Raw genomic sequence first — 23,263 nt, 5'->3', positions numbered from 1 at the left:
CGCATAGGACGATCACGCGAGGATACAGAGAATGGATCGTGCCTGGATCGGGATCGGAGCCCTTTACGGCTTGCTGGGTGTGATCCTCGCGGCGCTGGCCGCGCATGCCCTGCCCCAACGCCTATCCGCCGGCGATCTCATTCTGGTCCACACAGCGATCGAGATGCAGATGTGGCACGCGCTCGCGCTGATCGCTTGCGGTGCGCTATTGCGTGGTCAGGGTGCAACGGGGCGCCTGCTCCCGCTTGCGGGACTGGCCTTCGCGTTGGGCACACCGCTGTTTTGCAGCGCGGTCTACGCCCTGGCGCTCGCGAAGCTTCGGCTGTCGGCCGTCGCCCCGACCGGCGGCTTCTTGCTGATGGCCGGCTGGCTTCTGCTGGCCGTTTCGGCGCTTCGCAAAACGGCGCCTTCTTCAAGGGCACCCAAAGCCAGCCCCGCGGTGATCTGAAGTCCACGGCGGGGCTGGACAGGACTAGGGCCGCGCCCGCCGGCACGGCCCGCATGGCGTCAGGCGGTGACCAGTGACGCTTCCTGCTTCCGCTCGGAGCCGAGCAGCTGGAGCATATCGTCGGCGACAAAGACCCGCCCGCGCCGGTTTCCGTTGAAGCTGCTGAGGATGCCGATCTTGCCCAACGCGACGACGGCCGAATTGGCTGTTTGGAACGAAACGCCAAGTTGCCGCTGGATCCCACCGACCGTCATGACGGGATTGCCGAAGGCGAGCCCGGCAACGTCCCTGGCACGCGAGTCGGAGCGGAGAAAAGCGAGCTTGCCTTCCCATTTTGCATGCAGCCGCGCCATCGCCTGGATCGTGCTAATCGTGTGGTTCGCGGCGGCCGCCACGCCATCCAAAAAGAAGGAGAGCCAGCGGTCCCAGTCATTGCGAAGATGCACCGCAGCGATCGCTTCCTCGTATTCCTGTCTGTTCTCGTAGAGAAAGCCGGACATGAAGAGCGGCGGATAGCCCGCGCCGGCGCTCATCAATGAGGGGATCAGCCGGCTGACAATGCCGTTGCCGAACTCGAATGGCGCAATGCCCTCGACTTGTGCGACGAGCAGAGCGATTTGCAGGATCAGCGGCATTGACTTCGGCGCGGCGACGAACTCCTCGACGTCGGCGAGGCATTGTTCCAGCCGTGAGGCCGGTGGCGGCACAAACCGCGCGACCTCGATGCGGTGGCCGCCGATCCATGTCTGACGGCTGCGAAGCTCGCCGGGGATCCCGTTGACGGCGGCCGATCCGGTGGCAATGCGGTGGGCATCCCGCAGGAAGGACAGCGTGACGGCAAAGCCACCGCTGGTCTGGCCCATGCCGAATTGCAGCGCTTTGATACAGTTAACCGCCTGGCGCAGCTTCGCCGCAGGCAGTTCCTCCTCCTCAGATGCCTCATAGGCAAGAAGGCTGACCAGATCGCAATCCTCATGGGCGAAATGGGCGGAAGCTATGGCCTCGCTGCGGCCGAGAACGAACTCTGCGGAGCGCGCGAGCGGGAATCCATCGGCCGTCAGCCGCAGCATGGCAAGGGCCGAAATCGCCTGTTCCAGTGGAAGCAGGACATTCGCCACCGAAACTTGACGCGGTAACGGTGCTGGCACCAGTGCCACGACGCCGGGCCGGCCTTCAACATCCACAACACTACGGCGCCGGTCCGCGGACAGATCGCTTAACTTCATTCGCCCCTCTCTCCGTCTCGCCGCAAATGGCGACTTCAGCAGGCCTGACAGATGTAGCGGGACGGCATGTGCTTTTCGTTAATTGCCCCTAACACTGAGCAGAGGTGCCTCAGGACTACGACCGCTTCACAGATCAAACGCAGTTCTCGCGCAAAAAAAGGCCCGCACTGGGCGGGCCTTTCAATGACAGAGGAACAGGAACGGAGAAGCGAGAGCGTTAGGTCTCGATCTTATGCGAGACGCCGATAAGAGTAATGGTCGTTCCGTCGGTCAGCTGAATGACGTCGGAAGTCCCGTAGCCCGCCACTTTCTCGATGGTCTCGCTTGCCACTGGCTTGTCGCCGTAGCCAGGGCTGAAGACCAGGGCGTCTTTGCCCACCTTGAAGCCGAGGATGACTTCGGTTCCCTCTGTCTGATTTTTGACGAAAGCATAGACGTCGTCGCCGATGCCTCCCAGAACCGTGGACGCGCCGGAGCCGCCTATAACCGTGTCAGCAGCGGCGTTCAGGCCGATAAGCGCGTTCCCGCTGCCAGTCTTCATCAATTCGGGGCCGGTGCCAGTCACGCCGACCAAGATCGAGATAGCGGGGGAAGCGCCGGAGCCGGAAGAATTGCCGGCGTACATCGTGACGGGGCCAGAACCGTTGGCGAATTCCCAAGTCGAACCGCTGCCGCCAACGAGTGTCGTATTTTCGGGCCCAGCGCCCGCGATAAGCACGTTCTGCCCGCTGCCAGCCTCGAGCAAGGTGTTGGCGCTGTACGAGCCAAAAAGGGTCGTCGGCCCGGAACCACCGAGGATGGAAACGGCGCCCGAGCCGCCAACGAAATACATGGAGCCGCTGCCGCCGTGGACATTGACGTCGTTGCGACCCGCAAAGATCAAGGTAGAGGCGCTGCCGGTGTTGATGGTGTCGGCACCGGCAGCGAAGATTGTATTGCTGCCAAACGTGAGGTTTAGGACAGTGCCATTCCCCACACCATTGTCCTGCAGGAACGTCATCTGATTGTCGGCGCCTGTGGTGACCGTGTCACCGAAGGTGCCATCGTAGACCGCGTTGTACGAGCCCGGCACGCTTACGCTACTATTGGAGAAAATCCAGAGGGATGCGTTGGGCGAAACGGATGAATCCTGTAGCGACGACCCATCATAGATAACGCTGCTGGCGCCCAGCGAGGCTCCCGAACCGAAGAAATTCGCGTAGTTGCTTTTTCCGGCCGATTGCGGCTGGGGCAGATACCCCACGAAATTCATCTCTACCAGAGCGCCGCCCTTCACCGTCACTGCGCCAACCATCTAGTCTTCCTCTTCCAGTAAAGAGGCCCCGCCACCAGTCACGGTGGCTCAGGCCGATGCCGTTCAAATCGATAAAGGCAATCGAACGAAATTTCGTTTCGATTGGCTCTCGATGTCCACTATCGCTTAGCGACTGGGGCTCCGACTGGGCAACGAAGAAGGTCAGTCGGGAGGATTTGCCGAGGGTGGCCTATGAAAGCTAGACAGTGACCATGGAATAGCATGCAAACCACGCGGCGACAGTGCCCGTACCCTCAGCTGTTTCGTATTTTCTGCGCCTCATTAGATGAATATTAACCTTTGTGTGGCGAAGCATCAGCGGAGGTCTAACCTCCCCTGAAAATCAATTTGCCTCAGCATAACACGATTCGAAAGCGGAAAGACTTTGCGACGAAATGTCGCACAGCCCCGAGGCTTTGATGTTGCTATATCGAAGAAATTGCCTGGCTCTCAATATGCTTTCTGCTCAACAGCGCTGAACAGCTCGAGCCAAAAAATTTGTATACCCATATAGTCCTGATGCGCCTGCGATAGGTTGCGTTGCACTAGGTCATGCAGCCTGAGACTCGCTGCCTGACCGTCCTGGGCTTTCGCTGCAGATTTCGACACATTGTATGACCGCATCGCGCAGCGAAGTGACATAGGCGCTTGCTCCCATCATCGCGCGCATCTCCTCATTTGAGAGGAATGGATCCTCCATTGGCCAAAGTCCCACGAGGATTGGCACGGTTGCGTCCCGTAGTCTCAGACGCCGCAGCAGGTAACGAAGATGCGTGGGATGGCCGATGATCTCCAAATATGAGATGCAGATCATCCTGACGTCGGTGAGGTCGAGAGTCGCGATACCGCTGCGTGAGGTTGCCTCATGCGGCACCAGCCGCGTCGCGAAGCCATGCTTTCGCAGAAGCTGCGCAAGCATCCCAGCTGCCGCGTCGTCCAGTGCACCACGGCCCGAGATACACAACACTAGCGGCAGAGGCGTCTGCGCTTCACCTGGGTTCGCCACAGGCTCGACATTTGCATCCGGCGCGGGCAGCGTGGCGGGCACACCACGATCGGCCCGCTCCACGCCCGCGACACCGATGATGTCCTTCCCCAACCGCTCCGGCGGATCGACGTCGTCATACTCCTCCAACTCATCGACGAGCGATTGGAGGTCGTCGCGCAGCCGCGCGATCTGCTGCTCGGACACCACGCCGCGACCGACATCGCCCGCGGCGAGCTGCAAGGACTTGAAAGCGATTTCGTCGTAGTAGGAGGAGAGCGAGCGTGTAGCGAGCAAGTCTTCGGCCTGTTCCAGCATCTCATCCGGATCGTGGGCGAGGAGCCGCTGGTAAAAGGTCTCGACCGGCGTAAGCGCGGGCCGATCTCCCAGCAGCACGTCGAAAAACTCCAGCTTCTCCACATGGCGCCCGACGACCACGAGGCACAGTGTGAGAGGGGTCGACAGGATCAGGCCGATAGGCCCCCACAGCCAACTCCAGAAAATCGCGACCACGATCACCGCCACGGGGGAAAGCCCGGTGCTATGGCCGTACAGCATCGGCTCCACGACCTGCCCCATCACGCTTTCCGTCAGGAGGAAAAGGGCGAGGGTCCAGATCGACATTCCCCAATTGGGATCAACGGCCGCGGCGAGGCAGATGGGCAGGAGCGCTGCGATGAGCGAGCCGATATACGGCACGAATCGCAGCAGCATGCCCAAGACACCCCAAAGGATCGGGCTCGGCACTCCAATGATCGTCAGACCTATGCCAATGATCACGCCGAAGCCCGCATTGATACAGAGCTGTGTGAGGAAGTAACGCGACAGACGATGCGCGGCATCGTCGATTGCAAGCGTGGTGCGATGCAGATCGGTCGATCCGAAAAGCCGGATCAACCGATCCCGCAGGTCCTCCTGCTGCATCAGGATGAAGATGGCGACAACGAGCACGATGCCGACCGTCTCGATCGGACTGAGAATCGGTTCCAGAAAGCGCTTAAACAACGCGAAAGCCGAGGGAGTCGGTTCCTGGACCGCGACAGGCAGCGGCTGCGGCCCGCCATCGCCCGCGGTGGCAGCTGAGGCCGCGGCATCCGCCGCAGTTGGATGCGGTCCGATATGCGGCGCAAAATGGCTCATCACCGTATGCAGCCGTTCCATGGCAAAGCCGCGAACGGCCTCGAACTTGTGGAGTACGGTCGCCTGGTAGCGGGGCAGGTCACCGGCCAGACTCGCGATCTGGGAGCCGATAAGTCCGCCGATCAGGAGGATGACACCGAGCGCCAGTAGCACGGCCAGCAGAACCGCCACGACTTTCGGCAGTCGAAGGCGGCGAAGCAGCCCCACCAAGGGCGCGAGGACAAAGCTGAGGAGAATGGCGAGCGTGATCGGAATCAGCACGTCGCGGCCAAGATAGAGCGCGACCACAACGACAACGCCCGTGGCCAGCGCCATCAATCCTTCCGGCTTTGGACCCTCCGTGGGCGGGACCTTAGCTTTGGGCAGCGGACCTGCGGGGTTGATGACGGACATCCGAATCTCCTCAGGCCCCAGGCCGGATCGGCGTGCCCCTGGCCGATATGGTTGTGGGCCATCAATCGAATAGGTGTGGAGTCAGGATTAAGAACCGCGGCTAAACTTCTCAGGCTGAAACATTGGATCTTCACGCCCCGAGTCACTTAATCGTCAATGTTCTTGCTTTGTTCCTAATTTCATCCTACCTAGATCAAGTCGCAGTATTCAGAGAGGTCGCAGGCCATGCTCGAAACTCTTCTTCACCCCGCCGATGATCGCGAAGTGGTGCAGGAACTCGCCTTTGTTCTTCGCAGCCGGGCGACGCGTAACCGGCGGGACAGTCGCGATGAGGCCGAGATGACGGCGGAGCGCCTCGTTGATTACCTCCACCTCTCCGGCTTCGAGCTTATGCGGCGGCCTCAGGCAAGTCTGGACATGTCCTATGTTGGTCCGGTCGGCGACCGCGCCTGACCGCCGCCCGGCTAAGGCGAGGTCGTTGGGGGAGCGGGAGGGAGATTGAGCATCCTGCGGACCTCGACCTCAGAGGTTTTGAAATCCGCCATGAATTTCGCCGAATGGAGAAGCGCATTGGCCATCAAGGCGGCGGCGACCTTCCCGGCCGCCACGTCGCTGGGATAGTGCTCACCTGAGATGACCCGCATGGATGCGAAGTCGTTCGCGCGGGCGAACAACGCGTCACGCTTCTCCGGCACCATGATGCCGAGCAGGATGGCGGTCACATAGGCGAAGGTGGAATGCCCGCTCGGGTATCCTCCGCCGCCCGGCCGCAGCATCACCGGATTGACCTGGTCATTCGTGATGAAGGGGCGCGGCCGCATGAAATAGCCCTTGGCGGCAGTAATGATTTCCGAGTCGTTCAATATGACGCGCTTGAAGAACGCGTCCGTGAACGGGAGGTTTACCTTCGTGAAGCCCGGGCCAAGAACATCGCCAAAGCGGAAGATCGACTTCTTGAAGTCCTTGACCGAGGCCGTGACCTGGTCCGTGGTCCGCGCCGCCTGCGCGTCCATGACCGCCTTCATGTCCGCCTTCTGGGCGTCTGAGCCGAGCAGCGGCGGGGGCGCCAGCATCTCCTCAAGGTTTACATCCGCTGGCGTAATGTAGAAATCGTCGGCCTGAGCGCCGCGAATTGGCGCGCCCAAAGGCAGAAGCAGGCCAAGGGCCAGAACTACACGCAACGTCAGCTTCATGGTCGCCCCCCAAGGCCGTCCTTCGAGCAGAACGATCATCTTACCTAAGCCGGTCTGCCCTAAGGCAAAGTGATGGCGGCCTCAAGGCGCATCGAGCAGCGCGCCGACCACGCCCTCCAGCAAAGCGAGATCGGCCTCTCGTGACAGTCGGTGATCGCCGTCCTTCACAAGGGTCACCCTCACGTCGTCGCCTGTCACCCGCTCCGCGATATCGAGCGCGGTTCGCCAGGGCACATCGCTGTCCCGCTGTCCCTGCAACAGCCGCACCGGGCAGTCGAGGGCTATCGGGCCGTTGAGCCGGAGATGGAGCCGGCCATCCTCGATCAGGCCCAAGGTTATGGGTGTCGGCTCGCCATACTCGCTCGGCATCGCCAGGACGCCTGCGGAGAGCAGCGTCTCGCGCTCCCGAGGCGCCAGTGCCTCCCAGATCAGCCGCTCGGTGAAATCGGGCGCCGCGGCGATACCGACAAAGCCCGCCACACGCTGGGGCCGAGCAAGCGCAATGTTGAGCCCGATCCAGCCGCCCATGGACGAACCGACCAGGATCACCGGCCCCTCGGTGACCGCATCAATCACGCGCAGCGCATCCGCCGACCAAAGGCCAATCGTACCATCCTCGAAACGGCCGCCGCTCGCCCCATGGCCCGAATAGTCCAGCCGCAGCATCGCCTGGCCACGCCGGGCGGCGAAAGCCGCCAGATGCATCGCCTTCGAGCCTTCCATGTCGCTGCGAAAGCCGGGCAGGAACACGATCGTCGGCCCGGCGCCGCGCAGGCGCCGCCATGCCAGGCTTGCGCCATCCTCCCGCGCCAGCCTCCCGCTCTCCTCGGCACCGGCCATCACGATGGGACCTCGCTCTGCCGTTCCACGCGCAGCTTATCCACCCGCCGGCCATCCATGCTGAGCACCTCGAACCGCCAATCGCCGAACAGCAGCGCATCCCCCGTCTGCGGCACCCGGCGCAGCAGCGCCAGGATCAGGCCGGCCGCCGTATGGTAGGTGCCCGGTGCCGGCAGATTGCCCAGCGACAGCTTCTCCTTGAGCTCATCCAGCGGCATGAGCCCGTCGAACACGAAGTTCGTTTCGTGAGACGCACCCGTCGCATGCCCGCGCGCCTCCGTCCCGGTGTCATCCGCGTCGCCGACGATCGCCTCCAGCATATCGGCGGCGGTAATCAGCCCCTCGAAACTTCCATATTCGTCGATCACCAGCGCCATGCCGTTGGCATCGCCCTTCAGCCGCTCCAGCGCGTCCAGCGCCGAGATCGCGTCCGGCACGATCATCGGCTGGCGCATCGCGTCATCCAGAGAGAGTGTCCCGCCGCTCAGCAAGCGGTCCAGCATGTCCTTGGCCTGAACGACGCCCACGACGTTATCGACGGTGCCGTCGCCCACCACGAAGCGCGAATGGGCATTGCCCTTGATGCGAGCGACGATGTCGGCATGGGTCGCGGCACGATCGATCCAGGCGATTTCCGTGCGCGGCGTCATGATCGCCCGCACCGGCTTATCGGCGAGGCGGAGGACCCGCTCGATCATGAGCTTCTCCTCGCTCTCCAGCACCCCGGTCTGCGTGCTTTCGGCGAGCAAAGCCCGCAGCTCCTCTTCGCTCGGCAGATCAGGCCGCGCGCGATGGACACCCATCAGGCGCAGGATGCCCGCCGAGGTTTTGCTGAGAATCCAGATGACCGGGGTCGAAATGCGAGCCATCAGCACGAGCATGGGGGCGACGCGGGAGGACAGCAGCTCGGGCCATCGCAAGGCAAGCTGTTTCGGCACGAGTTCGCCCAGCACCATGGTGAGGAAGGTGATAGCGACGACGGTGACGAAGAAGGCGAAGCCATGGGCGATCGGGCGCAGCAGCTGGCTGCGTTCCATCAGGTGTTGCAGCGCCACAGTCACCCGCTCGCCGCTGAACATGCCGGTGACGACGCTGACAAGGGTGATGCCGACCTGCACCGTCGGCAGAAAGATTTGCGGCCGCTCCTTCAGCCGCCGGGCGACGCCGGCCCCTGCGACCCCTTTCCGTTCCAGCACGGCGAGACGTGCCCGCCGCGACGAGATCAATGCCAGCTCGCTACCTGCGAAGAGGCCATTGATCAGGATCAGCAGCAAAATGCCGCAGAGTTCCAGCCAGATTTCCACAGCCCTCGCCTATCTTCGTCCGAATAGGCGCAAGCCGCGGCGCCAAATCCCGAAGACCTCCTACATCATTTGCAGCCCGGCCGAACCTGCGAAGGCGCGTCGCTTGGCAGCAGCTAACGCCTAAACCCCTCCCGGCATGCGAAGATGCCGGGAACAAGCCGCCAAACGAGCCAAGAAAGAAGATGCCATGATCCGCGCCAATCACCCCCTGGTCTTGCTGCTCAGCGTGTTGGGCCTCGTCCCCTTTCTAGCCTGCGCCTATCTCGCTTGCGCCTGGCAGGCGCCATCCCAGGCGCATGGAATGATCGCCTTGCTGGCCTATGGCGCCGTGATCCTCTCTTTCCTGGGCGGCATCCACTGGGGCTGGGTGCTGGCGGAAGGCGAGGTCGATGAGCTCGGCCTGCCATCCACTCGCGTGGGCGGAGTTCCGGGCACGATCCCGAGCCGCGTTCAGCAGGGCCGCATCGCGCTCGGCATTCTGCCGGCTCTGATCGGCTGGGTCGCATTGCTGGTCGGTATCCTAGCGCCGGCGCCCGCGATCGGCCTCTGCGTGCTCATCGCGGGCTTCATCGCGACCATGGTTGGCGAGCAGGGTGGCCATCGCTACGGCTTCCTGTCGAAACGCTATCTATGGCTGCGCTGGGCGCTCACGGTCGTCGTAGTCGCCATCCTGACCACCGTCGTGGTGCTCCGCCTGACCGGGGCTCGCGTGATCTTGTAGCGATTCGCCGCCGCAATTTGCCTCGGTCGTGCCATATTGATGCATTGATAAGGTTGAGAAAATGAGGTCCAGGCCGAGCGCACTAGTAAATGTGGCGCAAATAAGTCTAAAATCGGTCGCGACGACGACAGGAGTGCGAAATGCTTGGGAAGATGGTGACCGGCAAGCAGCCGGTTTCGGAGGGGGCGACGGTGCTGCCCTTCGTGCGGCCCGATGGCGTCGCGTTTCGCCAGATGCCGGAGCTTGAGACTTTCGAGGACCACGAGCCTTTTGACGAGATCGCCTTCGCGGATGCGATGACTTGGTCGGTTGGCCAGGATTTCGGCCGGTCCGGCCTTCAGCTCGATGGGATGCACCGTGACCAGCAGGGGTTCGGCGCCTGGGGTCTTTGCTGAGCGGGAAACTCCCCTCTTCCGCCCACGGCGGAGGCCCCTCATAAGGGCGTCGTGCCGGACATAATTGCAGAACTGAAAGCCGAAACCGATCTCGATCCCAAGGATTGGGAGGCCTTTCGCAGGATCGGGCATCGCATGCTCGACGACATGATCGACCATCTGCGTGACCGGCGAACCGAGCCCGTCTGGCGGCCTCTACCCGATGCCACGCGCGAAACCCTGCGAGCGCCGCTCGATCCCGCGCCGTGCCCTCTTGCGACGATCTACGATCAGTTCCGCGAACAGATTCTCCCCTACGGCACCGGCAATACCCATCCACGCTTCATGGGCTGGGTTCACGGCGGCGGCACTCCCGTCGGCATGCTGGCGGAGATGCTCGCCGCAGGCCTGAACGCCAATCTGGGCGGCCGTGACCACGCCCCCGTCGAGGTCGAGCGACAGGTTATCCGCTGGGCCGCCGAGGCCTTCGGCCTTCCCGCTACAGCTGGCGGCCTCCTCGTCACCGGCAGTTCGATGGCCAATTTCATGGCCGTCCTCATGGCGCGCACCGCGGCCTTGGGGGCGGACTGCCGCCGGGACGGTCTCAGAGACGTTCGGCTCACCGCCTACGCCTCGGCTTCCGCCCACCGCTGCGTTCCGGATGCGCTCGACATGGCCGGCATCGGCAGCGCCGCCCTCCGCCTCATCCCGACGAACAACGACTTCGCGATGGACCAATCCGCCCTCGCCGCCGCCATCGCCGCCGACCGGCAACAGGGCGCGAAACCCTTCATGGTGATCGGCACCGCCGGCTCCGTCGATATCGGCGCCTTCGACGACCTCCCCGCCATCGCCGATCTCTGCGCCGCCGAGGATCTCTGGTTCCACGTCGATGGCGCGTTCGGCGCTTTAGCAGCTCTCGCCCCCGGCCTGCGTCATCTCGTGCGAGGCATGGACCGCGCCCGCTCGATCGCCTTCGACTTCCACAAATGGGCCCAAGTGCCCTACGACGCCGGCTGCATCCTGGTGCGCGACCAGGCAGATCAGCTCGCGACCTTCGCCTCGTCCGCCGCCTATCTGCGACCCGGCGCGCGCGGCCTCGCCGCCAATGCGCCCTGGCCCTGCGACCTCGGCCCGGATCTCTCGCGTGGCTTCCGCGCGCTGAAGGTGTGGTTCACCCTGCAAGCCTTCGGCGCCGACCGCCTGGGCGCCGTGGCCCAACAAAGCTGCACCATCGCCCGCCATCTCGCCGAGCGGATCCGCGCCGAGCCCGAACTCGAACTCCTGGCGCCGGTGCCACTCAACATCGTCTGCTTCCGCTATCGTGGCACGGACCCGGATAACCTCAACGCCGAACTCGCCGCCGACCTGCAGGAAGCCGGTATCGCTGCCCCTTCCACCACCGTGATCGGCGGCGCTCTGGCCATCCGGGCCGCCTTCGTCAATCATCGCAGCCGCATCGAGGACGCCGACATCCTGGTCGAGGCGGTTCTGGCGACGGGGCGGCGGCGAAGCGGCCGACAAGGCGATCACGGGAGGAAAGTCGAACCATGAGCGAACACCCCTTGATCGGGCAGCTAAAGGCGGCCCGCGTCGTGCCCGTCCTTCGCATGAAGAACGCGGCTCATGCCGCGACCGCGGTGCGCTGGCTCCATGACGCCGGCCTCCGCATCTTCGAGATCACCATGACGATCCCCGACGCACCTGCCCTGATCCGGGAGCTTTCCACAGATGCCTCTCTGCTGGTGGGCGCCGGCACGGTGCCGGATGCCGCCACGGCCGATATCTGCCTGCGCGCCGGCGCGCGTTTCCTCGTCTCGCCCTGGGTCGATCCCGATCTCGTCGCACCCTGCCGCGCGGCGGGCGCCATCCTGATGTCCGGCGCCATGACGCCGACCGAGGTGCGCGCGGCCCGCAAGGCCGGGGCGCAGGTCGTCAAGATATTCCCCGCCAGTTCGGCCGGCGGACCCGCCCATATCAAGTCGCTCTGCAGTGTCTTCCCCGAGGTCGTCTTCTGCCCGACCGGCGGCGTCGACCCGAGCAATGTCGCAGCCTATCTCGCGGCGGGGGCGAGCTTTGTCGGCATGGGCGGCAAGCTCTGCGACGAGGGACTAGTCGCCGCGGGCGATCGTGCGGCGGTCACCGCCGCCGCCGAACAGATCATGGCCTCCACCTGACAGTCCGGGCGCATATCGCGAAGATGGCAGTCGATCTTCTCTGCATCGGCGAGCCGTTGCTGGAATATAACCAGCTCCCGGCAACGGATGATGGCCGCGTGCTCTATCAGCAGGGCCATGGCGGGGACACGTCCAACGTCGCCATCGCCGCCGCCCGGCAGGGCGCCAAGGTCGGCTACCTCACCGCGATTGGCGAAGATCCCGGCGGCGACTCGCTCCTTTCTCTTTGGAAGGCCGAGGGCATCGATACCAGCACGGTCAAGCGCTCGATCGCGCATCCGACCGGGGCCTATTTCGTGACCCATGGCCCGGACGGCCATCGCTTCACCTATCACCGCCGAGGCTCGGCGGCATCGACACTGGCCGTCGCCGATATCCCCGAGTCGACGATCGCCGGCGCCCGCTTGGTCTTCGCCTCAGGCATCAGCCAGGGTATCTCCGAGAGCGCCGCCGACGCCATCTTCCACGCCTTCGCCGTCGCCCGAAAGCATGGCGTCGCTGTCGCTTACGACACCAACTATCGCCCCGCCCTCTGGCCGCCGCTCCGCGCCGCCGCCGTTATCCACGCAGCGATCTGCCAGGCCGATGTCGCGCTGCCGGGCCTGGAAGACGCCAGGCTGCTGACCGGTCTCGAGGATCCCGAGGCGATCCTCGACTTCTACCTCGGCCTCGGCCCGGGCCTGGTCGTGCTGAAGATGGGCGAGCAGGGCGTTTATGTCGGCACACCCGCCGGACGGCAGCGCATCCCGGCCTTCACCGTCGCCGCCGTGGATGCCACCGGCGCCGGCGACACCTTCTGCGGCGCCCTGCTCGCCCGTCTTCTGGCCGGCGAGCCGAATGAGGACGCCGCCCATTACGCCGCCGCCGCCGCCGCCATCTCGACCACCGGCTACGGAGCCGTCGCGCCTATCCCCCATGCACCCGAAGTCTTCGCCGCCATGGCGATGCGGAACCGTTAGGGCGATCCAATACTCAACGGCACCCCAAGATCCGTCATGGCACGCGAAGGCGTGCCATCCACGCCTTGCCTCCGTCACGCAAGAAAAGGCGTGGATGCTCGGCCTACGCCGAGCATGACGTTGTGAAGTGAGAACGGTTCCGACTAGAGACACCACGCTCCAGTCCACATTCACCCCAACACCACCGCCCGCCGCTTGCCGGAACGGCGCGTCTCCGTTGCTGGCAAAGCAAGCACCAACCGCGCCGTCGTTTCGTCAGTCACCAGCGTCGTGACGTAACCCCCAACCAACAGCGCACGAATTGGCGCCGCTTTATCCGGGCCGCCCGCGATGCAGATCTTCTCCGGGATCCGCGCGATCTCGGGCACCGTCATGCCGATCATCCGGCCATCCAGCTCCCCTGCAAGCGGCCGACCCTCCGCATCGAGAAAACGCCCCGCGAGCACCGCGACCGCGCCTTGTGCCAGATAGGGCGCCCCCTCCGCCGCCGTCAGAAAACCCGTGTCGAAGGCGGTGCTGGAGGCGGCCACACTGCCCACGCCGAAGATGATCTTGTTGCAGCTGCGCAGAATGCGGAACTGCTCGATCAATGCGGGCTCCCGCATCAGCATGCGCTTCACGTCACGATGCGAGACGATCCCAGGCGCATGCAGATAGACGCACCGCGCACCAATGCGATTGGCGATGTTGGAGGCGCAAAGCTCGGCGGAAAAACCATAGGTGCCGATCGCGCTGCCGGTGATCTGCACGACCGAAACCGAAGGCAGCGCCCGCGCCGGCACCGCCTGTGACAGAGCCAAAACCGTGCGGCCCCATGAAACGCCCAGCACGTCATCCGGCTGCAAACGTTCCACCAGCAGCCGCGCGGCTGCCCGTCCAACGCGCTCGTGCTCCGGCGTGCGGCCGCCATCATCGGGAATGACGAGACATTCGGGCAACCCAAAACGCTCGGAAATCTGTCGCGCCAAACTGACCGAGCGCAAATGGTGCGCCGCAACAGAGATCGTGACGATTCCGGAATCTCGTGACTCCTGCAGCAGGTTTACGACGCTGCCACGCGACACTCCGAGCTGCCGCGCGATCTCTTCCTGCGTCATCCCCTCTTCATAGTAAAGCCAGGCCGCCCAGATCACCGGATCGCCGCCAAACTCGGTTGGAGGGGCCAGCGCATCCCGTCGCATTCGCGGAACCGCTTCGACCCGCGCTTCGGCGACTACCCCTCGACCCGCCATCCGCAAGCTCCCCGGACGTTTGCCATTAGCATTTGACATCTGTTTTCGCCGCGATCTACAGGTAGTTTCAACGGCAGGCCCAAAAGGTTCCTGCACATCGGCCGCGCGGGGGAAAATGGACAGTCTCTGGTCCGAAGATGATGCGCGGCTTTGCGTCGAGCGCTATGCGGCGCTTGGTGTCAATGAGGATCTCGCCCTTCGCACCTATAGCTCGCGCCTGCTCGGTGGCGTGCCCCGCCTCGTCATGCATGGTGGCGGCAATACCTCGGTGAAGACGAGCGTGCCGAATTTGTTCGGCGAGCCCGTCGATGTGCTCTGTGTCAAAGGCAGCGGGCGCGACCTCGCGGTGATCGAGCCGGACGGCCATCCCGCCGTTCGCATGCAACCGCTCGCGAAACTGCGCACCCTTTCCGCTTTGTCCGATGAGGACATGGTGAATGCCCAGCGTCAGAATCTGCTCGACACCAATGCGCCCAACCCCTCGGTCGAGACGCTTCTCCACGCCTACCTGCCGCATAAGTTCATCGACCACACGCATTCGATCACCTCGACCGCCATAGCCGCTTTGCCTGACGCGGAGGCCGTTTGCCAAAAGATTTTCGGCGGCCGCTGTGGTTTCGTGCCCTACATCATGCCGGGTTTCCAGCTCGCGAAACTCGCCGCCGAGGTCTATGAGCGCGACCCCAGGGTCGAGGGTCTGCTGCTCGCCAAGCACGGCATCTTCACCTTCGCGGAAACCGCGCGCGGCGCCTATGAGCTGATGATCGAAATGGTCACGCTGATGGAGCGTTATGTCGCCGAGCAGGGCCAGGACAATGCCGGCTTCCATCCGGTGAACCTGCCCGCCGAAGTCGCCGGTTCCGAGGCAATTCTCCCTGTCTTGCGCGGCGTCATCGCGGAATCCGCTCGCGGTGTCGCGCCGACGCGCTGGCTGTTATCTCGCCGATCCAGCGATCGCATTTTGCGTTTCGTCAACGGCCAGGGATTGCGCGATTACGGCACGCGCGGCGTCGCGACGCCCGAACAGGTCATCCGCATCAAATCCGCGCCGGCCTTCCTGCCCGCGCCGATTCCCAATGACGATCAGTGGCGCGAAGCCGCAACCGTCGCGCTGCACGAATTCACCGACGCGTATCAACGCTACTTCGCCGAACACAATGCGCGCGTCGGCGGCATCAAGAAGCCGCTCGATCCCCTACCGCGCGTTTTCGTGGTTCCGGGCTTCGGCATCATCGGCGTCGGGAAAAGCGCCGCTGAGGCCGTCATCTCCGCCGATGTCGCGGAAGCCTGGATCGACGCGGTGCTGGACGCGGAGACCGTCGGCACTTTCGAATCGATCACCGCCGCCGACCATTTCGAGATGGAATACTGGTCGCTCGAACAGGCCAAGCTCGGCAAGGGCAGCGAGAAACGCCTCGCGCGTCATGTCGTTCTCGTCACCGGCGGTGGCGGTGCGATCGGTGCCGCGACGGCGCGCGCTTTCGCGGCGGAAGGCGCCGAACTCGCCATCCTCGACCTGGACGCCGCGCGCGCGAAAACCACGCGCGACGCGATCGGCGGCCGCGCTTTGGCGATCGGTTGCGATGTAACAGACCCGGCCTCGGTGAAAAACGCGATCGCCGAAATCGCGGCGACTTTCGGTGGCATCGACATCGTCGTCTCGAATGCCGGCGCCGCCCATGCCGGATCGATGGCGGATATGGATGACGCCGTTCTGCGCGAAAGCTTCGAGCTGAACTTCTTCGGCCATCAAAACATCGCCCGAGAAGCCGTCCGCGTATTCCGTCAGCAAGGCATGGGCGGCGTCCTGCTCTTCAACGTCTCGAAACAGGCGGTCAATCCCGGCGCGAATTTCGGCGCCTACGGCACCTCCAAAGCGGCGCTTCTTGCCCTTGTGCGGCAATACGCCCTGGAGCATGGCGCCGAGGGCATTCGCGTGAATGCGGTGAATGCGGATCGCATCCGTTCCGGCCTGCTCTCGCCACAGATGATCGCCGAACGCTCCGCCGCCCGCGGCCTCACGCCCGAGGATTACATGGCCGGCAATCTGCTGCGTACTGAAGTCACCGCCGAGGATGTGGCGCAAGCCTTCGTCGCTTCCGCGCTGCTCGCTAAAACCACCGGCAATATCATCACCGTCGATGGCGGCAATGTCGCCGCCATGCTGCGCTGAGTTCGTTCCAACCAAAAGCAACAACAATCCAGGGGAGACTTCCATGAAATACACTAGCCTTCCCGCCTTCGCCTTCTCGCTGATGCTGCTCCCGGCCGCCGCGTATGCCCAGGATTATGAGGCCGCGGTGAAGTCCTCGCTGCCCGACTTCGCCCAGGCCAACGCCTTCTCGGGCGTCACCATCAATGTCGCCTGCCGCCATCTGCCGGCCATGGACTTCATCGAGAGCCACAAGGCGCTGTTCGAGCAATATACCGGCGCCAAGATCAACTTCACCGACTACCCCGAGAACGATCTGCGCAGCCACATCGTCGCGGATGCCGCGAACAAGGCCGGTGGCTTCCAGCTCTATTGCCTCGACGACAACTACATTCCGCTTTTCGCGTCGAACAAATGGGTGCAGCCGCTCGATAGCGTCATTAAGCCTGCCTATAAGATCGACGACCTCTTCGACAGCCTGAAATCCGCCTATTCCTGGCAGGGCAAATTGAGCGGCCTGCCAATCTATTCCGAGGTCACGATCCTGTACTACCGCAAGGATCTCCTTGCCGCGAAAAACATCGCGGTGCCCAAGACGATCGCGGAACTCGAAGATGCAGCCGTGAAACTCAAGAACGCGCCCCGCACCTATGGCATCGCGCTGCGCGGCCTGCGTGGCGAGGGCATGAATGTCTATACCTGGACCGAGTGGCTGCGCAGCTATGGCGGCGACTTCCTCGGCCCGCAGATGCAGCCGGTCTTCAATAGCCCGGAAGCGATCGAAGGCACCGAACATTACGCCAAGATCATCCATGATGCCGGCCCGCCGGGCTCCGGCACCTGGGGCTGGCCGCAAGTGTCCTCCTCCTTCGCCGCCGGCCGCGTGGCGATGACGGTGGAAAGCACAGCCTTCTACCCGACCTTCAACGATCCGAAGCAGTCCAACGTCGTCGGCAATGTCGGCTATGCCGTTGTGCCCGCCGGTCCGAAGGGCGCCTACCCGGCCAATTACGCGATCGGCCTCGCGGTCGCCGCCAGCGTCGATCCGTCCAGCAAGGCTTTCACCGCCACCAGCGACTTCCTGCAATGGGCGACCTCGCAGCAGATGGAATTCGCCCGCACGGCGCAAGGCATCGGCAACGAGGACCGCAAATCGGTCAACCAATCCGCGCTGCTGAAAAGCAAGCTCGATCCCGCCTATATCGAAGCGGTGTCGGAAGGGCAGAAGATCACCAAGACGAATTACCGTCCGATGATCCCGCAATGGCGCGAAATGGGTGACATCATCGGCGCCCATATCGAAAGCGTCTTCACCGGCAGCACCACGGCGAAGGATGCTCTCGACGCCGCCGCCGCCGAAGTCTCCGACCGCTTCAAGACGGAAGGCGTGCTCAATACGCCGCGCCAATACGAGGAGCTGTTTCCCAGCAACTGATCGCATGCTGAAAAGGCTCGGCCGGTCATCGGCCAGGCCTTGATCTAGAAGGAATGCGGATGACGGCAACAGGAGGCATCGCCATCGGAAGCTCGCCGCGCTTGGCACCACGGCGCCGTTCGTGGCTGCGCAGCCCGTGGCTCGTGCCTTTGCCGGGGTTTCTCCTGCTTGCCGTGCTGTCGCTGCCGCCCTTCCTCTATGCCCTCTATCTATCCTTCATCAACGTCGACATCTCGTTGCCCAACAACAAGGTCCATTTCGTCGGCCTGGCGAATTACGCTCAGGTCCTGGGCAGCCCCGTCGGCCAGCATGCGCTGCTCATCACTCTCATCGTCTCCTTCGGCTCGACCGCCGCCGCCATCGTCATCGGCCTGGTCATCGCCTATCTCATCCACCTTTTCGCGGGCCGCCTGGATGGGCTGGTGACGGTCCTCGTGCTGATCCCGCTCGCCGTGTCCCCGGTCGCCATGGCGCTGGTTTTCAGCCTCATGCTCGATCCGCTGTATGGTCCGGTGCCGCAGATCGTCGCCTTCCTGACCGGCGCGCTCATCGCCCCCACCGGCACCTCGCTCGGCGCGCTGCTGACCATCATCTTCGTGCAAACCTGGCAATGGTCGCCGCTCGCCGTGATCCTGCTGCTGGGCGGCATCAAAAGCCTGCCGATCGAGCCCATCGAAGCCGCCATGATCGACGGCGCGAGTTTCTGGCGCGCGCTGTGGCACATCCATCTGCCGCTGCTGCGCCCGCTGCTCGCCGTGGCCGCGATCTTCGAGTTCATCCTGTGCAGCCAGGTCTTCGCGGCCACCGAATTGCTGACCAACGGCGGCCCGGGCAATGCAACGGTCGATCTTTCGCTCTACATCTACAAGATCGGCATTTCGGAGAGCAGCCAGGTCTCGGTCGCGGCCGCCGCCGGTGTCATCACCCTGATCCTAGGCCTTATCAGCACCGCGGTCTGGCTCAAGGTCGCGAAGTGGGACGTGCAGGTGTATCAATGAGCGCGGCGCTTCCGCTCGGTATGCCCACCGCCGCGCGCCGTCCGCGCTTCCGGCGCGGCACGCTCACGACGATTATCGGCCGCATCGCGCTCGCGCTGTTTCTCGGCGTCTGGATGCTGCCGCTCTATTGGCTGGTCAACACCACCTTCAAGTTCAAGGTCCAGATCCAGTCCGAGATGCCGGTGTGGTTTCCCAGCCCGCCGACCATGGAGAATATCGACTGGGTTCTGAACAACCTGGATCACGCCGCGATCTATCGCAGCATCCGCGTGGTCGCCGTCTCGGTGCTGTTCTCCGTCATCTTTGGGCCGCTGATGGCCTATGCCCTGTCGCGCTTCCGCACGCGCTTCAACCGTCAGCTCGAAAGCTGGATCATCTCGACGCGCATGATGCCGCCGGCCGCCCTCATCATGCCCTTCTACTTCATCTTCCTGCGGGTCCATCTGCTCAACAACGAGCTCGGGCTCATGCTGCTCTACATCGCCATCAACCTGCCGCTGACGAGCTGGATCATGCTCGCCTATCTGCGCGGCCTGCCGGAGGATGCGGAGGAAGCCGCGCGTATCGACGGCTGCACGCGCTGGGGCGCCTTCTGGCATATCATCCTGCCGATGACCCGCGCCTCGATCGCCGCCGCCGGTCTGCTGGTGACGATCCTGACGTGGAACGAGTTCTTCATCGCCTTCGTCATCACCTCCAGCAACATCACCTTCCCGGTGCAGGTCGCGGGCTTCCTCGCCAATGGCATGAACCCGGAATATGGACACATGGCGGCGGCCGGGCTGCTGCTGTCATTGCCGACCGTGCTGATCGCGATCATCTTCCACCGCGCCTTGCTGAGCGGCCTGCACGCCTTCGCCGGCGGCAAATAATCGTCACGATCGAGGAATCCTCGCCATGAGCACCAGCCTGCAAAAAGCCTATGACCTTACGGGCCAGGTCGCCCTCGTCACCGGCGGCGCGCGCGGCATCGGTCACGCGATTGCCAGCCTGCTCGCCGAGCAAGGCGCGCGCGTCGTCATCGTCGACCAGAATCCCGACGTGGGCTCGATCGCCTCGGCGCTCGGCAATGACAGCTTCGGCCTCGCGATCGATGTGCGGGATGAGTCAAAGGTCCGTGCCGGCGTCGAGAGCATCATCCAGCGCACCGGCCGCATCGACATCCTGCTCAACAATGTTGGCGTCGGCCTCACCGCCCCGGCGCTGGAGACCACGACCGAGCTCTGGGACACCACCATGAGCATCAACCTGCGTCCCACCTTCCTGTTCTCGCAGGCGGTCGGCAAGCACATGATCGAGCGCAAATACGGCCGCATCGTCAGCCTCGCCAGCCAGGCGGCGCTGGTCGCGCTCTACGACCACGTCGCCTATGCCGCCAGCAAGGCTGGCGTCATCGGCATGACCAAGGTTCTCGCGCTGGAATGGGGACCTTTCGGCATCACCTGCAACACCATCTCCCCCACCGTCATCAACACCGACATGGGCCGCCTGGTCTGGACCGGCGAACGCGGCGATGCGTTCCGCGCCAAAATCCCGGTGCAGCGTTTCGGCGAGCCGGAGGAAATCGCCCATGCGGTGCTGTATCTGGTGAGCGGCGCCGCCGGCATGATCAACGGCGAGAACATGGTGATCGATGGCGGCTACACGATCACCTGAGCGTGATGTCTTCGGCTGAACCGCGACGAAAAGAATTGAGCCGCGCCCCAGAGCTTCGTCATGGCACGCGAAGGCGTGCCATCCACGCCTTCTTCTTGGAGGAAGCAAGGCGTGAATGCTCGGCCTTCGCCGAGCATGACGTAGTGGAATGGGCTCGATTCGAACCGAAAACACCCCGCTCTAAGCGCCCGGCATAGACCCAAACACGAGAGATGAGCGCCACAATGTCCGCAGCCTCGCCCGCTCCCAAGCATGACATCAGCGTCGTCGGACTCTACTGCATCGACGTGCTGGGCCGGCCGGTGCGCGGCATTCCCTCGGGCGGCAATGCCGACTTCATCGAGGAAATCCGCCTGACGGTGGCGGGCACCGCCGGCGGCACCATCATCGACTGCGCGAAGCTCGGCATGAAGGCGCTCGCGGTCGGTGCCGTAGGAGAGGATGAGAAAGGCCGCTTCGTCCTCTCGACGCTGGAAGGCTTCGGCATCGACATCAGCGCCATGCAGCGTCATCCCGGCGTGCATACCGCCGCCTCCATCCTCGCCGTGCGGCCAAATGGCGAGCGCCCTTGCCTGCATGTGCGCGGTGCGTCGGAAGTGCTCAACATCACCCCGGCGGATTACCCCACCGTGCTCGACGCCAAATTCGTCCATATGGGCGGCAATGGCCTGCTCACGACCATGGATGGCGAGCCCACACGCGCCATGCTGGCCGCCGCCAAAGCCGCTGGCCGCATCACCACCTTCGACCTCATTTTCGCGACCGCGCCACTGATGGAGAAGATCGCGCCAGCGATGCAATACGTCGATTACTTCGCCCCCAGCATCGAGGAGGCCACCGCCCTCTGCGGCCGCGAGGACCCCGAGGATGCGGCGCGCTACTTCCACGATCTCGGCGTCCACACCTGCCTGCTGACCATGGGCGGCGAGGGCTGTTTCGTCTCCACGCCCGACACCACCTTCCGCCTGTCCGCCCATGACATCCAGGTCGTCGATACGACGGGCTGCGGCGATGCCTTCACCGGCGGCCTCATCGCGGCGCTGCATCGCGGCTGGGATATCGAACGCGCGGCTCGGTTCGGAGGCACCTGCGGAGCGCTCGTCGCGGGCGGCCTCGGCTCGGATGCGGGCATCGTCGATTTCGCCTCCACCGAGGCGGCAATGGACCGGCTGCCCCTCAAGCGGTGATCGCCTCGCCTGTTGCGGGCATGCCCTAGCCGGAGGATAGTTGCGGATCAAAGCGTGGCGGCAGACGAACCGCCCAGCGCATGGCCGGAGGGAATAGGCGATGACGAACAATTTGAAATTCTACATCGATGGCGCCTGGGTCGATCCCATCACACCGAAGAGAGTTGAGGTCATCGACCCCTCGACCGAGGACGCCTTCACCGAAATCTCCGTCGGCAGCGGCGCCGATGTCGACCTCGCGGTAAAAGCCGCCCGCCGCGCCTTCGACAGCTTCTCCCGCGCGACCGTGAAAGAGCGCATCGAGCTGCTGGAGGCCGTCAACGCCGAATACGACAAGCGCTACGAGGATATCGTCGATGCGGTGTCGCGTGAGATGGGCGCGCCGCTCGAATGGGCCCGCAGCGCCCAGGCCTGGATCGGCCAGGCCCATCTCCGCGAGATTCTGCGCGTCCTCAAGGAGTATCGTTTCGAGGAAATGCGCGGCAGCACGCGGATCGTGAAGGAACCGATCGGCGTCGTCGGCATGATCACGCCTTGGAACTGGCCGCTCAACCAGATCACCTGCAAGGTCGGCCCGGCGCTCGCCTCCGGCTGCACTATGGTTCTCAAGCCCAGCGAGATCGCGCCCGTGACCGGCGTCATTTTCGCCGAGGTCATGCAGGCCGCCGGGGTGCCCGCCGGTGTCTTCAACATGGTCAATGGCGAGGGTGGCGTGGTGGGCGCCGCTATTTCCTCACATCCGGGCATCGACATGATGTCCTTCACCGGCTCGACCCGCGCCGGTATCCTGGTCGCCAAGGCCGCCGCCGATACGGTCAAGCGCGTGCATCAGGAACTCGGCGGCAAATCCGCGAATATCCTGCTGGACGACGCCGATTTCGCGAAGCGCGTGCCCGAGGGCATCGCCAATTGCTTCAGCAATAGCGGCCAGAGCTGCAACGCCCCCACGCGCATGTTCGTGCCCCGCGCGCGCCATGCCGAGGTGGTCGATCTCGCGCGCGACGCCGCGAAGAACTTCGTCGTTGGTGATCCCCGCAGCGCCAATTCGAATCTCGGCCCGGTGGTGAGCCAGGTTCAGTTCGACAAGATCCAGGCGCTCATCCAGTCCGGCATCGACGAAGGCGCGGATCTCGTCGCCGGCGGCCCTGGCCGTCCGGACGGTCTGACGCGCGGCTACTACGTGCGCCCCACCGTCTTCGCCAATGTCAGCCACGACATGCGGATCGCGCGCGAGGAGATCTTCGGCCCCGTCATCTCGATCATGCCCTATGAGAGCGAGGAGGAGGCGATCACCAAGGCCAATGACACGGTCTATGGCCTCGCCGCCTATATCCAATCCGAGGACCTCGAACACGCCCGCCGCGTCGCCGCCCGCATGCGCGCCGGCACCATCTACATCAACGCCCCGCCCTCCGACATCGCGGCACCCTTCGGCGGCTACAAGCAGTCAGGCAATGGCCGCGAATGGTCTGAATGGGGCCTCGACGACTTCCTCGAGATCAAGGGCGTCGTGGGTTACGAGGCGGCTTGACGGCAGGCATCCAGCGCG

At 64.0% G+C, this 23,263-nt stretch carries 21 protein-coding genes; 14 read left to right on the top strand and 7 right to left on the bottom strand.

Annotation, left to right across the window (positions count from 1 at the left end; genetic code table 11):
• Positions 1 to 31 precede the first annotated feature (31 nt).
• Positions 32 to 448, top strand: a complete 417-nt coding sequence (locus tag GSQ83_RS28645; RefSeq protein ID WP_158806424.1) for a DUF423 domain-containing protein — start codon at positions 32 to 34, stop codon at positions 446 to 448.
• Positions 449 to 507: 59 nt separating this feature from the next.
• Here GSQ83_RS28645 and GSQ83_RS28640 read toward each other — a convergent pair whose 3' ends face one another.
• The 3 genes from GSQ83_RS28640 to GSQ83_RS28630 form a co-directional block, all read right to left on the bottom strand.
• Positions 508 to 1,674 (bottom strand): Fic family protein, encoded by a 1,167-nt coding sequence (locus GSQ83_RS28640; protein WP_158806422.1) that lies wholly within the window; start codon positions 1,672 to 1,674, stop codon positions 508 to 510.
• A gap of 217 nt (positions 1,675 to 1,891) precedes the next feature.
• Positions 1,892 to 2,968: a hypothetical protein gene (locus GSQ83_RS28635; RefSeq protein ID WP_158806420.1), complete on the bottom strand. Its 1,077-nt coding sequence runs from the start codon at positions 2,966 to 2,968 to the stop codon at positions 1,892 to 1,894.
• Positions 2,969 to 3,518: 550 nt separating this feature from the next.
• Entirely contained in the window at positions 3,519 to 5,486 is a 1,968-nt protein-coding gene (locus tag GSQ83_RS28630; RefSeq protein ID WP_158806418.1) for an AI-2E family transporter, read from the bottom strand.
• 225 nt (positions 5,487 to 5,711) lie between these two features.
• Between GSQ83_RS28630 and GSQ83_RS28625 the strand changes: the two genes are divergently transcribed.
• Positions 5,712 to 5,939, top strand: coding sequence for a hypothetical protein (locus tag GSQ83_RS28625; RefSeq protein WP_158806416.1), 228 nt, complete (start codon positions 5,712 to 5,714; stop codon positions 5,937 to 5,939).
• A gap of 11 nt (positions 5,940 to 5,950) precedes the next feature.
• Here GSQ83_RS28625 and GSQ83_RS28620 read toward each other — a convergent pair whose 3' ends face one another.
• The 3 genes from GSQ83_RS28620 to GSQ83_RS28610 are packed head-to-tail and all read right to left on the bottom strand — an operon-like array spanning position 5,951 to position 8,817.
• On the bottom strand, positions 5,951 to 6,718 hold the full coding sequence (locus GSQ83_RS28620; RefSeq protein WP_158806415.1) for a phosphatase PAP2 family protein: 768 nt from the start codon (positions 6,716 to 6,718) through the stop codon (positions 5,951 to 5,953).
• Between the two features lie 42 nt (positions 6,719 to 6,760).
• On the bottom strand, positions 6,761 to 7,519 hold the full coding sequence (locus GSQ83_RS28615; RefSeq protein ID WP_158806648.1) for a carboxylesterase: 759 nt from the start codon (positions 7,517 to 7,519) through the stop codon (positions 6,761 to 6,763).
• Positions 7,519 to 8,817 carry a hemolysin family protein gene (locus tag GSQ83_RS28610; protein WP_371418098.1) on the bottom strand — a complete coding sequence of 433 codons (1,299 nt, stop codon included), beginning with the start codon at positions 8,815 to 8,817 and terminating at the stop codon, positions 7,519 to 7,521. Before GSQ83_RS28610 ends, GSQ83_RS28615 begins: the two co-directional genes overlap by 1 nt.
• 193 nt (positions 8,818 to 9,010) lie before the next feature.
• Here GSQ83_RS28610 and GSQ83_RS28605 point away from each other — a divergent pair, with 193 nt between their 5' ends.
• From GSQ83_RS28605 to GSQ83_RS28585, 5 genes are all read left to right on the top strand, one after another.
• Positions 9,011 to 9,544, top strand: coding sequence for a DUF3429 domain-containing protein (locus GSQ83_RS28605; RefSeq protein ID WP_158806405.1), 534 nt, complete (start codon positions 9,011 to 9,013; stop codon positions 9,542 to 9,544).
• Between the two features lie 140 nt (positions 9,545 to 9,684).
• Positions 9,685 to 9,939, top strand: coding sequence for a hypothetical protein (locus GSQ83_RS28600; protein ID WP_158806403.1), 255 nt, complete (start codon positions 9,685 to 9,687; stop codon positions 9,937 to 9,939).
• Between the two features lie 135 nt (positions 9,940 to 10,074).
• Positions 10,075 to 11,472 carry a pyridoxal-dependent decarboxylase gene (locus tag GSQ83_RS28595; RefSeq protein ID WP_158806647.1) on the top strand — a complete coding sequence of 466 codons (1,398 nt, stop codon included), beginning with the start codon at positions 10,075 to 10,077 and terminating at the stop codon, positions 11,470 to 11,472.
• Positions 11,469 to 12,095 carry a bifunctional 4-hydroxy-2-oxoglutarate aldolase/2-dehydro-3-deoxy-phosphogluconate aldolase gene (locus tag GSQ83_RS28590; RefSeq protein WP_158806402.1) on the top strand — a complete coding sequence of 209 codons (627 nt, stop codon included), beginning with the start codon at positions 11,469 to 11,471 and terminating at the stop codon, positions 12,093 to 12,095. The genes GSQ83_RS28595 and GSQ83_RS28590 overlap by 4 nt, the downstream gene beginning before the upstream one ends.
• A 23-nt stretch (positions 12,096 to 12,118) precedes the next feature.
• Positions 12,119 to 13,054: a sugar kinase gene (locus GSQ83_RS28585; RefSeq protein ID WP_158806400.1), complete on the top strand. Its 936-nt coding sequence runs from the start codon at positions 12,119 to 12,121 to the stop codon at positions 13,052 to 13,054.
• A 170-nt stretch (positions 13,055 to 13,224) separates the two neighbouring features.
• On the opposite strand, the gene GSQ83_RS28580 is transcribed toward GSQ83_RS28585, so the two are convergent.
• On the bottom strand, positions 13,225 to 14,286 hold the full coding sequence (locus GSQ83_RS28580) for a sugar-binding transcriptional regulator (protein ID WP_216850617.1): 1,062 nt from the start codon (positions 14,284 to 14,286) through the stop codon (positions 13,225 to 13,227).
• Between the two features lie 115 nt (positions 14,287 to 14,401).
• Between GSQ83_RS28580 and GSQ83_RS28575 the strand changes: the two genes are divergently transcribed.
• From GSQ83_RS28575 to GSQ83_RS28545, 7 genes are all read left to right on the top strand, one after another.
• On the top strand, positions 14,402 to 16,459 hold the full coding sequence (locus GSQ83_RS28575) for a bifunctional aldolase/short-chain dehydrogenase (protein ID WP_158806398.1): 2,058 nt from the start codon (positions 14,402 to 14,404) through the stop codon (positions 16,457 to 16,459).
• Positions 16,460 to 16,502: 43 nt separating this feature from the next.
• Entirely contained in the window at positions 16,503 to 17,873 is a 1,371-nt protein-coding gene (locus GSQ83_RS28570) for an ABC transporter substrate-binding protein (protein WP_158806396.1), read from the top strand.
• A gap of 59 nt (positions 17,874 to 17,932) precedes the next feature.
• Positions 17,933 to 18,871, top strand: coding sequence for a carbohydrate ABC transporter permease (locus GSQ83_RS28565; protein ID WP_158806394.1), 939 nt, complete (start codon positions 17,933 to 17,935; stop codon positions 18,869 to 18,871).
• A complete protein-coding gene (locus GSQ83_RS28560) occupies positions 18,868 to 19,743 on the top strand; it encodes a carbohydrate ABC transporter permease (protein ID WP_158806392.1) in 876 nt (291 codons plus the stop codon). Before GSQ83_RS28565 ends, GSQ83_RS28560 begins: the two co-directional genes overlap by 4 nt.
• A 25-nt stretch (positions 19,744 to 19,768) precedes the next feature.
• Positions 19,769 to 20,527 carry a GolD/DthD family dehydrogenase gene (locus GSQ83_RS28555; protein WP_158806390.1) on the top strand — a complete coding sequence of 253 codons (759 nt, stop codon included), beginning with the start codon at positions 19,769 to 19,771 and terminating at the stop codon, positions 20,525 to 20,527.
• Positions 20,528 to 20,751: 224 nt separating this feature from the next.
• Entirely contained in the window at positions 20,752 to 21,714 is a 963-nt protein-coding gene (locus GSQ83_RS28550) for a carbohydrate kinase family protein (RefSeq protein WP_158806388.1), read from the top strand.
• A gap of 100 nt (positions 21,715 to 21,814) precedes the next feature.
• Positions 21,815 to 23,245, top strand: coding sequence for an aldehyde dehydrogenase family protein (locus GSQ83_RS28545; RefSeq protein ID WP_158806386.1), 1,431 nt, complete (start codon positions 21,815 to 21,817; stop codon positions 23,243 to 23,245).
• The last annotated feature ends 18 nt before the right edge of the window (positions 23,246 to 23,263 follow it).

This window comes from Acidisoma sp. L85, assembly GCF_009765865.1.
In the GTDB taxonomy this organism is placed as follows: domain Bacteria; phylum Pseudomonadota; class Alphaproteobacteria; order Acetobacterales; family Acetobacteraceae; genus Acidisoma.
This window is presented reverse-complemented; position numbering and strand designations above follow the sequence as displayed.

Excerpts from the sequence above, each read along its gene's own strand:
- GSQ83_RS28590 (WP_158806402.1), top strand. The coding sequence starts at position 11,469 with ATGAGCGAACACCCCTTGATCGGGCAGCTAAAGGCGGCCCGCGTCGTG.
- GSQ83_RS28600 (WP_158806403.1), top strand. The coding sequence starts at position 9,685 with ATGCTTGGGAAGATGGTGACCGGCAAGCAGCCGGTTTCGGAGGGGGCG.
- GSQ83_RS28570 (WP_158806396.1), top strand. The coding sequence starts at position 16,503 with ATGAAATACACTAGCCTTCCCGCCTTCGCCTTCTCGCTGATGCTGCTC.
- GSQ83_RS28580 (WP_216850617.1), bottom strand. The coding sequence starts at position 14,286 with ATGGCGGGTCGAGGGGTAGTCGCCGAAGCGCGGGTCGAAGCGGTTCCG.
- GSQ83_RS28560 (WP_158806392.1), top strand. The coding sequence starts at position 18,868 with ATGAGCGCGGCGCTTCCGCTCGGTATGCCCACCGCCGCGCGCCGTCCG.
- GSQ83_RS28565 (WP_158806394.1), top strand. The coding sequence starts at position 17,933 with ATGACGGCAACAGGAGGCATCGCCATCGGAAGCTCGCCGCGCTTGGCA.
- GSQ83_RS28620 (WP_158806415.1), bottom strand. The coding sequence starts at position 6,718 with ATGATCGTTCTGCTCGAAGGACGGCCTTGGGGGGCGACCATGAAGCTG.
- GSQ83_RS28630 (WP_158806418.1), bottom strand. The coding sequence starts at position 5,486 with ATGTCCGTCATCAACCCCGCAGGTCCGCTGCCCAAAGCTAAGGTCCCG.
- GSQ83_RS28585 (WP_158806400.1), top strand. The coding sequence starts at position 12,119 with ATGGCAGTCGATCTTCTCTGCATCGGCGAGCCGTTGCTGGAATATAAC.
- GSQ83_RS28575 (WP_158806398.1), top strand. The coding sequence starts at position 14,402 with ATGGACAGTCTCTGGTCCGAAGATGATGCGCGGCTTTGCGTCGAGCGC.
- GSQ83_RS28595 (WP_158806647.1), top strand. The coding sequence starts at position 10,075 with ATGCTCGACGACATGATCGACCATCTGCGTGACCGGCGAACCGAGCCC.
- GSQ83_RS28555 (WP_158806390.1), top strand. The coding sequence starts at position 19,769 with ATGAGCACCAGCCTGCAAAAAGCCTATGACCTTACGGGCCAGGTCGCC.
- GSQ83_RS28550 (WP_158806388.1), top strand. The coding sequence starts at position 20,752 with ATGTCCGCAGCCTCGCCCGCTCCCAAGCATGACATCAGCGTCGTCGGA.
- GSQ83_RS28640 (WP_158806422.1), bottom strand. The coding sequence starts at position 1,674 with ATGAAGTTAAGCGATCTGTCCGCGGACCGGCGCCGTAGTGTTGTGGAT.
- GSQ83_RS28625 (WP_158806416.1), top strand. The coding sequence starts at position 5,712 with ATGCTCGAAACTCTTCTTCACCCCGCCGATGATCGCGAAGTGGTGCAG.
- GSQ83_RS28645 (WP_158806424.1), top strand. The coding sequence starts at position 32 with ATGGATCGTGCCTGGATCGGGATCGGAGCCCTTTACGGCTTGCTGGGT.
- GSQ83_RS28615 (WP_158806648.1), bottom strand. The coding sequence starts at position 7,519 with ATGGCCGGTGCCGAGGAGAGCGGGAGGCTGGCGCGGGAGGATGGCGCA.
- GSQ83_RS28605 (WP_158806405.1), top strand. The coding sequence starts at position 9,011 with ATGATCCGCGCCAATCACCCCCTGGTCTTGCTGCTCAGCGTGTTGGGC.
- GSQ83_RS28545 (WP_158806386.1), top strand. The coding sequence starts at position 21,815 with ATGACGAACAATTTGAAATTCTACATCGATGGCGCCTGGGTCGATCCC.
- GSQ83_RS28635 (WP_158806420.1), bottom strand. The coding sequence starts at position 2,968 with ATGGTTGGCGCAGTGACGGTGAAGGGCGGCGCTCTGGTAGAGATGAAT.